The 13,416-nt window shown below is 62.0% G+C and carries 13 protein-coding genes; 5 read left to right on the top strand and 8 right to left on the bottom strand.

Annotation, left to right across the window (positions count from 1 at the left end):
• Positions 1–25: 25 nt before the first annotated feature.
• Together ASD72_RS04750 and ASD72_RS04745 are read left to right on the top strand one after the other, a co-directional pair.
• Positions 26–925: a hypothetical protein gene (locus tag ASD72_RS04750; RefSeq protein ID WP_056878803.1), complete on the top strand. Its 900-nt coding sequence runs from the start codon at positions 26–28 to the stop codon at positions 923–925.
• Between the two features lie 59 nt (positions 926–984).
• Positions 985–2,427, top strand: coding sequence for a hypothetical protein (locus tag ASD72_RS04745; protein WP_155944478.1), 1,443 nt, complete (start codon positions 985–987; stop codon positions 2,425–2,427).
• A gap of 271 nt (positions 2,428–2,698) precedes the next feature.
• Here ASD72_RS04745 and ASD72_RS04740 read toward each other — a convergent pair whose 3' ends face one another.
• Entirely contained in the window at positions 2,699–3,715 is a 1,017-nt protein-coding gene (locus ASD72_RS04740) for a hypothetical protein (protein WP_056878801.1), read from the bottom strand.
• A 107-nt stretch (positions 3,716–3,822) separates the two neighbouring features.
• On the opposite strand from ASD72_RS04740, the gene ASD72_RS04735 reads away from it, so the two are divergent.
• Together ASD72_RS04735 and ASD72_RS04730 are read left to right on the top strand one after the other, a co-directional pair.
• Complete coding sequence (locus tag ASD72_RS04735) at positions 3,823–4,251, top strand: hypothetical protein (protein ID WP_056878800.1); 429 nt, start codon at positions 3,823–3,825, stop codon at positions 4,249–4,251.
• A gap of 9 nt (positions 4,252–4,260) precedes the next feature.
• Entirely contained in the window at positions 4,261–4,482 is a 222-nt protein-coding gene (locus ASD72_RS04730; RefSeq protein WP_056878799.1) for a hypothetical protein, read from the top strand.
• Positions 4,483–4,531: 49 nt separating this feature from the next.
• Here the strand turns inward: ASD72_RS04730 and ASD72_RS04725 are convergent, their stop codons facing one another.
• The 7 genes from ASD72_RS04725 to ASD72_RS04695 all read right to left on the bottom strand — a co-directional run bounded on the left by ASD72_RS04725 (position 4,532) and on the right by ASD72_RS04695 (position 11,793).
• On the bottom strand, positions 4,532–5,230 hold the full coding sequence (locus ASD72_RS04725; protein WP_056878798.1) for a hypothetical protein: 699 nt from the start codon (positions 5,228–5,230) through the stop codon (positions 4,532–4,534).
• 133 nt (positions 5,231–5,363) lie between these two features.
• Positions 5,364–6,770, bottom strand: a complete 1,407-nt coding sequence (locus tag ASD72_RS04720) for a DUF2235 domain-containing protein (RefSeq protein ID WP_056878797.1) — start codon at positions 6,768–6,770, stop codon at positions 5,364–5,366.
• A 69-nt stretch (positions 6,771–6,839) separates the two neighbouring features.
• Positions 6,840–7,241, bottom strand: coding sequence for a hypothetical protein (locus ASD72_RS04715; RefSeq protein WP_056878796.1), 402 nt, complete (start codon positions 7,239–7,241; stop codon positions 6,840–6,842).
• Positions 7,242–7,257: 16 nt separating this feature from the next.
• Complete coding sequence (locus ASD72_RS04710) at positions 7,258–8,148, bottom strand: hypothetical protein (protein ID WP_056878795.1); 891 nt, start codon at positions 8,146–8,148, stop codon at positions 7,258–7,260.
• A gap of 871 nt (positions 8,149–9,019) precedes the next feature.
• Entirely contained in the window at positions 9,020–9,826 is an 807-nt protein-coding gene (locus ASD72_RS04705) for a PAS domain-containing protein (protein ID WP_255357633.1), read from the bottom strand.
• Positions 9,827–9,894: 68 nt separating this feature from the next.
• Positions 9,895–11,073, bottom strand: a complete 1,179-nt coding sequence (locus tag ASD72_RS04700) for an ATP-binding protein (protein WP_056878793.1) — start codon at positions 11,071–11,073, stop codon at positions 9,895–9,897.
• Between the two features lie 27 nt (positions 11,074–11,100).
• Positions 11,101–11,793 carry a response regulator gene (locus tag ASD72_RS04695; protein ID WP_056878792.1) on the bottom strand — a complete coding sequence of 231 codons (693 nt, stop codon included), beginning with the start codon at positions 11,791–11,793 and terminating at the stop codon, positions 11,101–11,103.
• A 112-nt stretch (positions 11,794–11,905) separates the two neighbouring features.
• Between ASD72_RS04695 and ASD72_RS04690 the strand changes: the two genes are divergently transcribed.
• Positions 11,906–13,390 (top strand): efflux transporter outer membrane subunit, encoded by a 1,485-nt coding sequence (locus ASD72_RS04690; protein WP_081420148.1) that lies wholly within the window; start codon positions 11,906–11,908, stop codon positions 13,388–13,390.
• The last annotated feature ends 26 nt before the right edge of the window (positions 13,391–13,416 follow it).

The following is a 13,416-nucleotide window of genomic DNA, read 5'->3' as shown; positions in this document are numbered from 1 at the left end:
GCCCCACCTGACAAGGAGGTTGTCGATGTCCATCATAAAGAGCTTCGCTGTTGGCGCCGGGGACATGTTCTATATCCGCCACAACAGTGACAACTTCACCATCATTGATTGCGATCTGTCCGCGGACAATGCCGATCGCATCATTACAGAGCTGAAGAATGCCTCCGCCGGCGTAGGCATCTCCCGTTTCATCTGTACCCACCCGGATGAGGACCATTTCGGTGGCTTGCATCTGCTTGATGATGCGATGCCGATCTGGAACTTCTACGTAGTGAAGAACCAGGCCATCAAGGACGAAGATACAACTTCATTCACGCGCTACTGCGCCCTTCGTGATAGCTCCAAGGCGTTCTACATTCACAAGGACTGCTCGCGCAAGTGGATGAACCTTGGCGACGAGACGCGCGACTCCTCCGGCATCAGCATCTTGTGGCCAGACCTGCAGAACCCCTACTTCAAGCAGGCCTTGGCTGCCTGTGACGCAGGCGAGTCGTACAACAATACCTCAGCCGTAGTCCGATACCAGGCCGCTGGCGGAGCCAGCGTGATGTGGTTGGGCGATCTGGAGACCCAGTTCATGGAGGACATCACCGACAGCATCGACCTGCAGAAGACCACCATCGTGTTTGCAGCCCACCACGGCCGCTGGTCGGGAAAGATTCCGGATGCCTGGTTGGAGCGTCTTGATCCTCAGATCATCGTTATTGGTGAGGCGCCTTCTCGTCATCTTCATTACTACACCGGCTACCAGACCATCACCCAGAACCGTGCAGGCGACATCACGATGGAGTGTGTCGATGACAAAGTCCACTTCTATGTGTCCAACGGTTCCTACCTCGGCCCAACCCTGGACAACCTGCAGCGCCCCCACGTGCACGACTACTACCTCGGCAGCTTGACGGTGGAGACCCGATTTACGTTGTAGGTGTGCGTGACATCTGAGAATCGGGCGTGGAACAACTCAACTAGTCTTGGAGTGAGTCAATGAACCCGCATTTCAACAACGAACGTAGACACCCGGGGGATATCCCTGCCCGCGTCTATGCCCGGTTGGACTCGGTAGAGCAGATCGAGGAGCAGTATCTGGTCATTGGAATCGACACGGTTTCCGCCGACAGCGCTGACCGTTTCATGGACCGGGCGCTCTCGGCAGATTGGTCGCTGGGAGACCTGATCGCGCGGCAACGCCCGGATGGTGTGGGTGAGCCACCCCGGCCTGATTGGCTGGGGATGTACCATGACTTAGCGCTGGGCCAACTAGAGATCTTGCTGACGCGTGAGGAGGCGTTCTTTGCCTTTGGCCCCGATGTATTCAGCACACAGAGCAGCGATTGGCTCGAGATCGAACTCGGCCCTGGCCTTGTTGGCGCTCGCGAAGGCCTGTTCTATCCCACCCTTTTCGCCGAGGCGCTTAGCACGCCGGTGGGACGCATTTCCGCTGCACAGCCATCACTTGCCGCATCACTGCAACAAGCCTTTTCAATGAAATCCTGGCCCCGACATTCGCCGGATCAGCTCGGGCCCTATCTGCAAGCGACTCAGGCCGAGATCTGGGCTGTCTATGATATCGGGCAAGGATCAGCCAACGGCCTGCTCGCGGAGGGTGGTCCGGTAACGTTGATGCACGACATCGGCTGCGGCGTCTATCGCAATGCCAAGACTCGACCGACTGGTCTGGTGCTGTGCCACAGTGGTCCTGCACCGATCATCCTGTCGCATTGGGATACCGATCACTGGGCGGGCGCTCGCGCCTTCGCACCGCCAGGGGATCGGGAGGTCTTCCTTCAACGCACCTGGATAGCCCCCTACGACTTAACAATCGGCCCGCGCCATATCGCCTTCGCGGCATCCATTCTTGAGGCGGGTGGAACCCTGGTCATCCTTGAGCCAGGGGCATGGAAGTCCAACCCGATAGTACTTAGCGATGGGCGGAGCCTGACGCTCATACAAGGCAGTGGCCATGACAGGAATGGACGCGGGATCGCGCTGGAGGTCACCGATCGGAGCCCACACCACCGATGGCTAATGACCGGCGATGTCGACTACGAGTACCTGGCACCGCACTTGGCGTCCAACTATGTTGGCGTAGCGGTACCTCATCATGGAGCCCGCCCCATGGGAGCCAAGCCGCCGCGGCCCAGCGTGCCCTATGCCCGTCTCGCCTACTCCTTTGGGCCGGATAATTCCTTTGCCCATCCCCGCGCGGAATCACTCGCTGCGCACGCCGCCCAAGGGTGGGATTTGGGAGCATGGGCTACCGCGCATGACGTGGCGAACGTGGCCGGGGGCGAGGTTCTGGCAACGGCTTGCCACGCGCCCTCCAGTACCCATCTGCGCGCGGCCGTGATTGGCTGGCAATGGCCGCCGGTACCCAAACCGCTGCCCCCTTGCGGGGCAACATGCTCGGCTGCACTCCACCAGTCTTGATGCAGGTGGCAAGACGCCCCTACTGACAATGTCGCTGGTTAGCGTGTTTCCCACAGGCCAGACAGGTCCGGTGGGAACCCAAGGGCTTGATCTTTTCCGCGTCCAACGGCCCACATCAGTATGGGCATGTTGTCCCTCGCCTCGCTTTGCTTGCCAGAAGCGATATGTGATCCAACTGGCAAAGAGCAATGCAAAGGCAATTCCAGCCAAGGGGCCAACGCAGAACCAGGAAGATGCCTATCGTTTGCGCATGTATGGAAGACAGTGAAGCCTATTCAAGGTCTGCCGCGAAGAAATGAGGATGCTCGGCAGGATAGTCCATGAAGTTCGTGCATCCGTGGGCGAGAGCTTCCATGCCGAGCCAGAAGCGAAGAATCTCAATGAAAGGATCTTCGCCCTCCGCAATCTCCTCCGCAGACCAGGGCGTTATCCGAATCTGCGGCAACAGACCCGAGACGGTTGCGACTCGCTGAAAGCGTAACGCACCGGCCAGAGGATCGGCTCCCATCGGTCGTTGATGCGTCACTTGATTGCGCAGCTTGGTCATTCGTCTGAGCCAACCCATCCGCGTCTCGGTGCCAAGGGCGTCGAGAATCAACGCGATCATGCCATCCGTGTTCGCAGCGCTGCCGGTGGGCGTACCGAGCCAGTTGCGCAGGTCCCTCAGGCTATCTACGTGCTTGGGGGCTCCTACGCGACGCGCTGCCAAGATGGACAGGTAGTCACGCGTTGAGCTCAGTTCTGCCAGGAAGGAATGAATGGCCAAGTGCAGATCGTAAAGCGCCGTATTGGAGAAGCGTTCGCCCGAGTCTCGCCCTCGCAAGAGGGCCCAGCGCAGCTGTTCATGATGAAGATCACTGATTTCGCAAAGACGGCGGCTGGCCGAGCGCATGCAGATGCTCATGTAGCGCGCAAGCTCCGCCGTGCTCTCGTCCTTGGCTTGTGAGGCGCGAAACGCGATAGCGGACCAAGTGTCAGCGCTTTGCTCGGTGGCGCCTGTGTTCCCGATATGGGGATACCAGCATTCGTCACGCTCGGGACCACTGTCCTTGTAGACAACCTTGGTGCCCACGAAGTAGGTGCCCGCCTGGCGGGCGAGCATGTGCACTTGCCCTTCTGGCATCGGCGAGAGAAAACTCAGCCCCTCCTGGGACGCGCTGATAGGCCCTAATGCCCATCCCCCCTCCTCCAGTGGCAAGCAAATCAGCCCACCGGTGAAGTGCAGCACGCGAGTGGCCTGAACCTGGCCCATGACCAGATTGCTGATGGGGATGTCGCCCTTGGACATGGATCTCCTCATTCTTCGTGGGCGCCAGCCTTCAAGCGCCCGTGCCTCAGGCTAGCCGATTGGGCACACAATGGCGTCTAAGACTATCGCTAAAACGAGACGCCCTCATGGATCCGTCGGCGTTGCGCGGCAAGCAATCCACCGAACAGGCCATTGCGATCCATGCGCGGGTACCGCGCCAGGAACCGGCATTGTCCCGGCACCGTTTGGCCCGATCTGCGCTGGCGTTGGCGCTGGAGCACCACACCTCCATCACCACGCTCTCTGCGGTGGGGAACTACTCCAGTGCCGCCGCCCTGCTAAGACCTCTGATGGAAGCCGGTGCATGCGCATTCTGGATTGTTTACGCCTGCCCGCCCCCTCTGCTAACGATGATCATGGCTGGCGAAAGAGACACGCCGACCCTGCCCAAGATGCTGCAGTCCCTGCGCAAGGTGACAGGGCTCGAAGGGGTGGATCGCTTGGCTGAGATGCTTCCGCGGGAAGGCCGTTATCTGGACAGCTACACCCATGGGGGCATGTCACAGCTTGGTTAACGCGACTGGATGACAGGCTTCAGCTCTCAGCGCACGCGCCACACGCTGATGGTGGCCGACATGTTTGCTGTAGCCGCTGCCGCAGTGGCCACCATCATCTATGACGCCCCTGAGCTGTTTGAGTACCTGGGTGAGCGACGCGACCAGCTCAGGCTGGAGATCATCGCGATGAGCGGCAGGCACGTACCTGAGGAGCCGTGGAGGGCGTTTCCAAAGGCACCGTACGCGTGATAGCCGAATCGGCTTTGGTGCCGCGCGAGCCTCGGTGGTACCGCCCGGGCTAGTTCTTTTGCGGCGCACCCTGGGTTGAAGCCACCTCGGCTTTGGCTTCAATCATGGCGAAATCGAGGATCTGGCATACCGCACGGACAGCGGTGGCATGGCAGATTCCAGCGCATAGGACCAAAGCAAACAACAGCACCCCCACCATGCTATGGGACAAGCCCCGGCTGACCGCTTCTGCGGGCAGCCCTGGCGCCAAGGCGTGCGTGCCGACGAACCAGAACAGAACACCCCAAGCAATGCCTGCCAGGACATTGAACCGGGCCAACTTCTGCATCGTATGCGTACGCACTACCTCAATGCAGTCGCTCAGAGACTGGAGTTGCTGTGGCTGGTCGGCGATGGACAGAATGAATTGCCTGACATCCGCCACCCGTTTGGGATTAACGCCGGCCGCCATGGAGCGACTGGGCGTACTGAAATAGACCACCCCCATGGCCAGAAAAAAGGACGGCAGGAAGACGGATGCGACGTTCTGACTGTCCAGAACGCGCAGCACTGTCACGAACACGGCTGTGGTGAAGAGGACCCAGAAAATTCGCCATAGCAGAATTTGTCCGCCCGCGATCACCAGCCCTGGCCCGTCCAAGACCGTCTCAATGGCGCTCTGAAGCCACCGGTCCGAATGATCCAAGCGGCTGCCGGTCAAGGCACTTTCCGCGCGGCGTACCACCGCCAATGCAACTTCGTACTTCATCGGTATCCCCTGAGGCCTGACTTTGTCGCGGTATCCAGTATCCGCGTCCGTTCCCCACCCAGTGCATCCGCGATGGCACCTCCCATCCGCATCACGTCCGGCCCCAAGGACGTGCCCCCGCACATAACAGGATTCATCGGGGTGGGTAGTAGTGTTTCACTGCGTTGTGGTGGCGCAGCGCTTCGGGCCGATACGCTGCCTTCTGGTCGCAGGCCAGTACGCATGCAGCCTCGAATCGTTCCAGCACGGTCGGATCCAATTCGGCTCCTTCTTTGATCTGCCGAGGTGCACTGGGCCAAGGAACCAGACGTGCCCACCAGGGCCCTTGCTGTTGTGCGAAGACCTCGCAGTGCTGCGCACCGGTTGCATCCGGGTATAAATGCAGCTTGGTCCAGTCCACCAGGATCGGATGGGGCAACGCCAGTGCCTGCTCGACCATCCATTTCAATGAAATGTCCGACAAGCGCGATTCCTCCTCCGCATAACTGCCACCGATGTCGGAGTGGTTACCAGCGAACCATCGCTGCCTGAACCGGAATTCATCGACCTGCGCCTGGTTGGCTGAGCCACCCCACGTGACCCGCCCGAATTGCACGCGCGTTTCGTCGATGGCCAATGCGTGTCGGACCTGCGGGATCCGCGGATCCAGCAACCGGTCGTAGTTCTCCGAATTCCACAGGGCCAAATGCACAGGCGGCGCGTCGCTTTTGACGCCCTTGGGCGCCCAGCGCAACGTCGTGCTCAGATAAGCCAGCCCCACGGCCACGATACCCAGCGCGATCAACGCCCAGAACGTCACCGCGCCGTCCCAGTGAAGCCAAGTAGTCGTCAGCCACGCCAGCGCGCCGCTGGCGGCGGCCAGCATCAGCACGCCCAGGCTTGCCAGTCCGATCCGAGCCGGCCACGGCAGCCCTAACGCGGCCACTGCATCAAAGACGCCGACAAACTCCGGGAACACGTCGCCGCGGGCAGGATGCTCGCCAGCCCCGTACTTGAGCCGGAAGCGATGAGCCAAGGCCTCGCGCTGGGTTTCGTACTTCTTGCGATCGCGCCCGGCACCATGCTCGTACACCCGCACCACCGCTTCTCTGGCAATGGCACGCAAACGGCGGCCCGTGCGCGGCAGCGGCCCGCCCTGCCCGTCCTGGGTGGGTACGCCGCATAGATTGAGCACATTGGCCAACGCGCGCACGGTGTAGCCGCCACGACTGAAGCCGAACAGGAAGATTCGGTCGCCGGGCTCATAGCGCTTGAGAACCGCTTCGTAGCAATCAATCACGTTGCCGCTAAACCCCAGTCCGACGGCTAGGCCGGACACCGATTTCAGTCGCTGCCACAGGCTCAGTCGCACCTGACCGCCGGCCACGGCCGTGCCCAGCCCCGGATCGTAGAAAGCGACCTGCTCGCGCGGATCGATCGGGCTGTCCGGTCCCACGCGCGTGGCACGATAGAGTTTGTAGATATTGCTCAACTGCTGATCGGGCCGCACACCGCCGGCTTGTCCGGTCCCATCAGCGAAGATCAGGATGTTCTTGGGCATGCCACGCACGACTCCCGTATTGATTAGAGACAAGCGACGACAGATCCGGATGGACTCATCGACGGGTTGCTAGGTGAGATCGGCCACGGCCTTGCCCGCCTTGACGATGGTCTTAACCTCGCCGGACGCCAGCGCAGCGGCCAAGGTCACCAGGGCGGCCACGATCTTCAACCCGTTCTTGACCGAGCGGATGGTCTCAATGCGCGTCTTGGCATCCACGATGGCCTGCTCAATGTTCTCCCCCGCCTCGGAAGCCTGCTGAAGGGCCGCGCTCAGATTGGTGGCCACGATGACCTGCAGCTCCGAGCGCAACTCCAGCTCTTGGGCGCGTGCATCCATGTACTCATCCAGGCTCATCTTTCCGGCGCCATAGGCCTGCTTGCTGCGATCCCGGATGGCATCGGCCGCATCGTCGAGCAGGTTGGCGATCTCAAAGGCAGGTTTCTTGGTTGCTGCAAGTTTGGTTGCCATGATCGATCTCCTTGGCTTACAGGTCTGAGATGCTTTGACGGATGGACTTCAGGTCGGAGGAGGCCTGGCGCAAGATGGCTTGGACATCTTTTGCGCTGAGCCTGTCCACGTTCTTCAGCATGACCTCATGCGCTTGCCGGACCCGGTCCAGTCCCGCCGCGGCCGCTTGCTGTGCCTTCAGCGCCTGTTGCTGGGCGGCAAGGTCAGCCTGGGTGGACCGACGCAGAACGGTGGCGATCACCTCGCGCCGTTCGGGGGTCAGCCCGACATCGCCCGGCAGCTTGGCCGACCACTGCGCTTGTCGATAGTCCGCCACCAGTTCATAGGACTGGATTTCCTGCTCCAGCACGATGCCGTAAGCCTGCGTGGCCAGTTGCATCGCCTCCAGCAGCTTGTCCATGTCTGCGCCGTTCAGGCGGACCATCTGCTTGACGTCTTTGGCCTGCTTGGCAGCCAACGCCCAATCGGCAACGCGCTGGGCGATGTTGCTATAGGCGCTGACATGGTCTGCATTGATCTTCAGCGAGTCCGAAGCTTGGATGGCGCCGGACACCTGCTTGATCTCAGGAGAGATCGAGTAAGCGTCCTCACCGGCCAGCTGGGCCAATGCACTCATGTAACCGGTCGTGATCGCGTGCAGTTTGAGCAGGGTTTCCTTGTCCTGCCCGGTGACCACCTTCAGTGTCCGAAGGTTGTTTCGAGTGCTATCGAATCGCTTGTCTGGCGGAAGGTCAGCCAGTTGCCGATCGGCACTGCTGACATAGTGCTCGGTGACGGCCTTGTAGCCTGTCATGTTGGCCGAACTGGCCGCGAACTCCCGCACTGCTCCGAGGTTCGCGCAGCCACTGGCCAAGCCTGCATAGATGAGCAATGCCAGGATCGTGCGGTTGCGTCTGCCTACTTGCATGAGCCTTCTCCTTTGGCCAACGTTGTCAAAAGCTTCCCAGCGCAGGGGCGGCGGCGTAGCGTTGCGAGCAGGCCAAACGCACAACCCGAGGCGATGCGCTGATCTCGCTGCAATAACCACGACGGATTCACGCTGACCCTGCCGGCGCATTGCGTCCGCCAAGGCATCGCCCCCCTACTTCCCAACATCCGTCGAATGCCGACATTCGTGACGGACGTCACTCTATTGTTCTCCTGCCCACGCAGCCATGCAAGGCCCGCTGCAGCATCCCAACTACACAGATGTACCTGCAGAACGGTCGTGAACCTACGGCCTTCGTCTTCCGTGGACGACCGGAATTTGGCCAACGCAGCTTCGAGATCGGCTACGCGAGCTTCCAGCTCCACCTCACGTGTAATGTCCTTGAACGAGCCGAACCCGAGCACGATCTCCCCGTTTACCCATTGGGGTCTGGCGCGACTGCGTACCCGGTGCCAATGACCCGGCGGCCACTGGATCCGGAGGGTGGTTTCAAGCAGTTCTCCCTTGGCCGAGCGTGCCCGGGGCCAGGTTACGTCTTGCGCGAGCAAGACGGTCGCCACGTCATGCACTTGCACGGCGTGGCGCTGGTGGAGATCTATGCGGTAGGCAACGTCTGGATCGTCGAGATGCGTATCCTAGGCCCGGACGTTGAGTTTCAACGGGGGGGCGGTTCCCTGCCTGGAGCGTGCCCAGGGCTGGACGACGACGAGGGTGCCGCATCGTCACGTGGCACTGGAGCGCGTGGCGGACCAAACCTTGGCGGCGACGTTGTCTGGCAAGCTGCCTCCCGGACCGCAGGGCGATCACATAACCGTGGTTGCCCTTCTGACGATCTCGATCCCTTCAAGATTCAGCGCGCTGGCGCTGGAGATGACCCCTGCTTGCGCAACTGCGCCTCCAGCTCTTCCACCCGCGCTTCGAGCAGGTGGGTTTGGCTGATATCGGTAAATACGCCGAACCATCGGATCACTTCGCCTTCCTCAATGTAGGGGCGCGCTCGACTCAGGACCCAACCCCATTGTCCGGGATTCCATTGAATCTGGAAGTGGTTATCAAAGGCTTGCTGGCATGGCAGCCACGCCAACCATTGTTCGCGCGCGCGTTCGCGATCCTGAGGGTTCATCCGGTCGTACCACGCCTGCAGGCGTTGCTCCATGCTGCACCCGACCGGCCCATCGGCCAGTGGACTGATGTAGGACAGCGCGCCGTCGGCTTCGGCCACCCACATCACCATCGGACTCAGTTCCACGCAGTGGCGGTAGCGGGCCTCGCTCTGGCGCAGGGCATCCTCGGCCATCTTGCGAGCGGTAATGTCGATCGACACGATCGACAGCCCCAGTAATGCGCCGCTGTCATCCAGTACGCGGTGTGAATAAGCCAGATAGGTCTGTGGTCGCCCAGGCAACTGATGCTCAAGCGGCGCGCTTTGGGCGCCTTGCATCAGGCCATCCAGCGTCTGCTCAACGATGCTTGCGAACGCCTGCTCATAGACCTCATGGATGCTCTTGCCAATGACCGCCTCGGCGGTCGCCCCGATCATCCGGCAAAAACGGGCACTAGCGCTCAGGTAGCGTTTCTGGGGATCCAGAAAGCACAAGCCCACCGGTGCCTCGGCGTACAACGTCTCCAACTGGTGCTGGCGATGATATGGCGACAGACCCAGCCGACCGCGCGTAGCCGTCTGTGTGATGCGATATGGATGTTCGAGCCGCCAGGAAACACGGGCTAAGGCCTACGCAGGGGCAGTCGCACGGTAGAGGACAAGCCCGTAGGAAGAACGCGCTCAAAGGACAGCGTTCCCCCATGCGCCTGGCAGATGGCTGCGGCGATGGCCAGGCCAAGGCCGGTGCCCCCCGAATCCCGAGTCCGCGATTGATCTGCGCGCCAGAACCGGTCCACGAGCTTGGGCAGGGATTCGATGGGTACGCCCGGCCCCGAGTCAGCTACCTCTAAAACGCCCCATGGCGGTTCCCGACGGACGTGAAGACGAAGACTGCCCCCTTGCTTCGCGTGCCGCAGGACGTTCTGAACCAAGATGGTGGCCACTTGGCCAACCCTGCCCCGGTCCGCCGAGACCACCACCGTAGGATCCAGACGACAATCGGGGACCAGCCCCGCCTCATCCAACGCTCCTTCCAGCCAGCGCAACGCCTCCTGCGCCACGTCTGTCAGCGACACCTCCTCCGTATGGAGCGACAACTGACCCGCGCGGGCCAGCGACAGCAGGTGCAGGTCCCCGACCAAGCGATTGATCTGTTCAAGTTGGCGATGCACCATTTGGAGTTGCTGATCATCGCGGGGGAAGACGCTATCCAGCATGCCCCGGACGCGCCCCATGGCGGCATTGAGCGGAGTCCGTAGTTCATGGGCCAGCATGGCGCTGGACTCACGCATTTCGCGTTCGTACTGTTCCAGTTGGGCCGACATGGCGTTGAAATCGTCGGCTAAGCCGCGAACCTCGGCGGGGGCATCCTTGACCAGGTCCGCCTTGGCGCCAAACTCGCGATCGCTCACCCGGTGCGCGGCCGCGCTCACGCTGAGGAACTGGCGGGCCAACGGTTTGGCCAGACCGAAGCCGACGGCGACGATCAATGGGATAAAGCCCGAAATGAGGATACCGACCAGGATCCAGTCGCGATTGCTGGTGCCCGGCATAACGTCGCGGATGGTGTAGAACGAGCGGATCAAGGTCCATAGCCGCTCTTCATTCTCGTCTGGTGCGGCGCTCAGTCTCTCCAGTTCCTGACGGACTTCCGGCGAGGCGTTCCTTAACGCGTGGTAGTCCACGTACGCATAGCGGATCCAAATGGTGGCCGTTATCGCAAACACTACGCCCACGGCCAAGCCGCTCATTCTTAGGCCGAGCCACGCGCGAAGGGGCAAAGGCTTGCGAGGTGATGGCATGCGTTTCCTAGTTAGACATCCTAGTGACTACTGAAATCGGTACCCCACAGACCGTACCGTCACCAGTACGTCGCGGATGCCGCGCGCATCCAGCTTTCGTCGCAGATTGTGGACGTGGGCGTCCACCACACGTTCGAGCGCGTTGCTGTCCGGTAGGCAGGCGTCCAACAGTTCGGCGCGGGTGAAGGCCTTGAAGGGTGTCTTGAGCAGTTTGACCAGCAACGCGAACTCGGTGGGGGTCAACTCCAGCGGAACTGGTATGCCGTTGCCCTCGCCGATCGTGGCGGTCCGTGCCTCCAGATCCACGGTCAGTCCTTCGTGTTGCAGCAAGGCAGGGCCGGATCGCTCACGCTGAAGGGTGCGACGCAACACCGCGTGGGTGCGTGCCAGCACTTCTTTGGGGCTATACGGCTTGACCACATAGTCGTCGGCCCCGTAACGCAGCGCGCCCAGTTTGTCAGACTCATCGCCAACGGCCGTCACCATGATGACGGGCACGTCGCTGGAGCGCCGGATAAGCGCCAACACGTCGGTGCCGCTGCGTTTGGGCAACATGACGTCCAGCAGGATCAGGTCAGGACGCCACTGCGCATGCAACTGCAGGGCGCGTTCGCCATCAGACGCAATGGCGACCTCGAAGCCGTCCTTACGCAAGTAGGCCTCAAGAATGCCGGCACCGTCCGGATCGTCCTCCACGACCAGGATCCGTTTGCCGACCATTCCGACCTCGGGCGCGGGGGGCGTCTTCATAAAATCTTGAAAATTCCTAGAAAGGGCCTTGAAAACCCGGGGGCAGACTGTCGGCCGTCCATAGACTACATCGGCGTACGTCATGTCCCCAACCACTCCCTTTTCGGTTCCCTTCAGGGGTTATGCCGTGCTGGCGGCCCTTCTCGGTCTGGGCTTGGCCGGGTGTTCCCTCACGCCCACCTACGTTCGCCCGAGCGTGCTGGTGCCGGCGACGTTCGGGGCGCCCACGGCGACCGGAAGCCCGGCGCCAGACGTGCAGCGCATCGAGTTGACCGAGCAGGAGCGCAACTTCGCGCACACCTTGGCGCCCGGGGCAGATTTGGAGGCCGTCCTCCAGGCCGGGCTGGCACACAACGCCGACTATCGCATTGCCGCTCTCACCGTCGAGCGCGCGCGCGCAGAACTGCGAATTCAGCGTGCCAGTCGTGTGCCGCAAGTGGACCTAACCGCCCAGGCGCAGCGACAGCAGTTCGATGACGAGGCCTTGAATGCCCGCTACCAGCAGGATCTGAAGACGGTCGGTGTGGGCATTGGCAACTTCGAAGTCGACCTGTTTGGGCGCGTGAAAGCCATGTCCACCGCGGCGCGCGAGCGCTTTCTGGCTTCCGAGCATGGGCACGAGGCGCTGCGCGGGGCCATCCTTGCGGAGATTGCGCGCGCGTATGTCGAGGAGCAGACCGCTGCCGCTGATCAGACGCAAGCAGGAGAATTGAACGAGGTCGCTCAAGCTCTGCTGAAAATCATGGCGGCGCGCCAGCACGTCGGGGTCGCCGCGGTCGATGAGGTCAATGCCGCTCGCGCCGCGGCCGATCAGGCGCAGGTGGCATGGCAGCAAGCCACCGATCGTCAGCGCGCTGCGCTGCGCGCGCTCCAGATTCTGGTCGGGTACGACGTGGTGCCGCAGCGGATCGCCATGTCCGAGCTTGCCGCCGCGACGCAGGCGCCCGCGTTCCTGCGCAACCTGGATTCGACGATTCTGCTGACCCGCCCGGATGTGCGCCAGGCGGAGTCCGAATTGCGTGCGGCCAACGCCGACATAGGCGCTGCCCGCGCAGCGTTCTTCCCCTCGATCTCGCTCAGCACCAGCATCGGTACCGCGAGCGAATCCCTCGACGGCCTGTTTGATAGCGGCAGCCGCAGTTGGTCGTTCATGCCGCAGCTTTCCCTTCCGATCTTCGACCTCGGGCGCCGGCGCGCTAACTTGGATCTGGCCCATCTGCGCAAGCGCACGGAGATCATCGAGTACGAGCGCGCCATTCAATCCGCCTTCCGCGATGTGGCCGACGCGTTGGACGCGATGCAGACCACGACCAGCGCACAGGCGCGTAGCGCCCAAAAGGCCCACGACAGCCAACAGCGCGCCGCGCGGGCCCAACTGCGCGCCGAACAAGGGCTGCAGGAGCCGTCGCTATCGCTCGACGCGCGGGCCGAGGCGGTGCGCGCCACGCAATCTGATCTGACGGCCATCGGCGACCGAGCACGGGCGCACATTGCTCTGTTCGCCGCGCTGTATGGCGTGGAGTTGGCGCCTCCCGCCGCGGCGCCGGCTGTGGCCCATCACCCCTGACCCTTCTTCTTCGACGCAATCCACCG

Origin of the sequence: Pseudoxanthomonas sp. Root630, from assembly GCF_001427585.1 — a bacterium.
Taxonomy (GTDB): domain Bacteria; phylum Pseudomonadota; class Gammaproteobacteria; order Xanthomonadales; family Xanthomonadaceae; genus Pseudoxanthomonas_A.
Note: the sequence above shows the minus strand (reverse complement) of the source record. Positions and strands in the feature narration are given on the sequence as shown.

Excerpts from the sequence above, each read along its gene's own strand:
- ASD72_RS04750 (WP_056878803.1), top strand. The coding sequence starts at position 26 with ATGTCCATCATAAAGAGCTTCGCTGTTGGCGCCGGGGACATGTTCTAT.
- ASD72_RS04740 (WP_056878801.1), bottom strand. The coding sequence starts at position 3,715 with ATGTCCAAGGGCGACATCCCCATCAGCAATCTGGTCATGGGCCAGGTT.
- ASD72_RS04715 (WP_056878796.1), bottom strand. The coding sequence starts at position 7,241 with ATGGCAACCAAACTTGCAGCAACCAAGAAACCTGCCTTTGAGATCGCC.
- ASD72_RS04745 (WP_155944478.1), top strand. The coding sequence starts at position 985 with ATGAACCCGCATTTCAACAACGAACGTAGACACCCGGGGGATATCCCT.
- ASD72_RS04700 (WP_056878793.1), bottom strand. The coding sequence starts at position 11,073 with ATGCCATCACCTCGCAAGCCTTTGCCCCTTCGCGCGTGGCTCGGCCTA.
- ASD72_RS04725 (WP_056878798.1), bottom strand. The coding sequence starts at position 5,230 with ATGAAGTACGAAGTTGCATTGGCGGTGGTACGCCGCGCGGAAAGTGCC.
- ASD72_RS04710 (WP_056878795.1), bottom strand. The coding sequence starts at position 8,148 with ATGCAAGTAGGCAGACGCAACCGCACGATCCTGGCATTGCTCATCTAT.
- ASD72_RS04690 (WP_081420148.1), top strand. The coding sequence starts at position 11,906 with ATGTCCCCAACCACTCCCTTTTCGGTTCCCTTCAGGGGTTATGCCGTG.
- ASD72_RS04735 (WP_056878800.1), top strand. The coding sequence starts at position 3,823 with ATGGATCCGTCGGCGTTGCGCGGCAAGCAATCCACCGAACAGGCCATT.
- ASD72_RS04720 (WP_056878797.1), bottom strand. The coding sequence starts at position 6,770 with ATGCCCAAGAACATCCTGATCTTCGCTGATGGGACCGGACAAGCCGGC.
- ASD72_RS04730 (WP_056878799.1), top strand. The coding sequence starts at position 4,261 with ATGACAGGCTTCAGCTCTCAGCGCACGCGCCACACGCTGATGGTGGCC.
- ASD72_RS04695 (WP_056878792.1), bottom strand. The coding sequence starts at position 11,793 with ATGGTCGGCAAACGGATCCTGGTCGTGGAGGACGATCCGGACGGTGCC.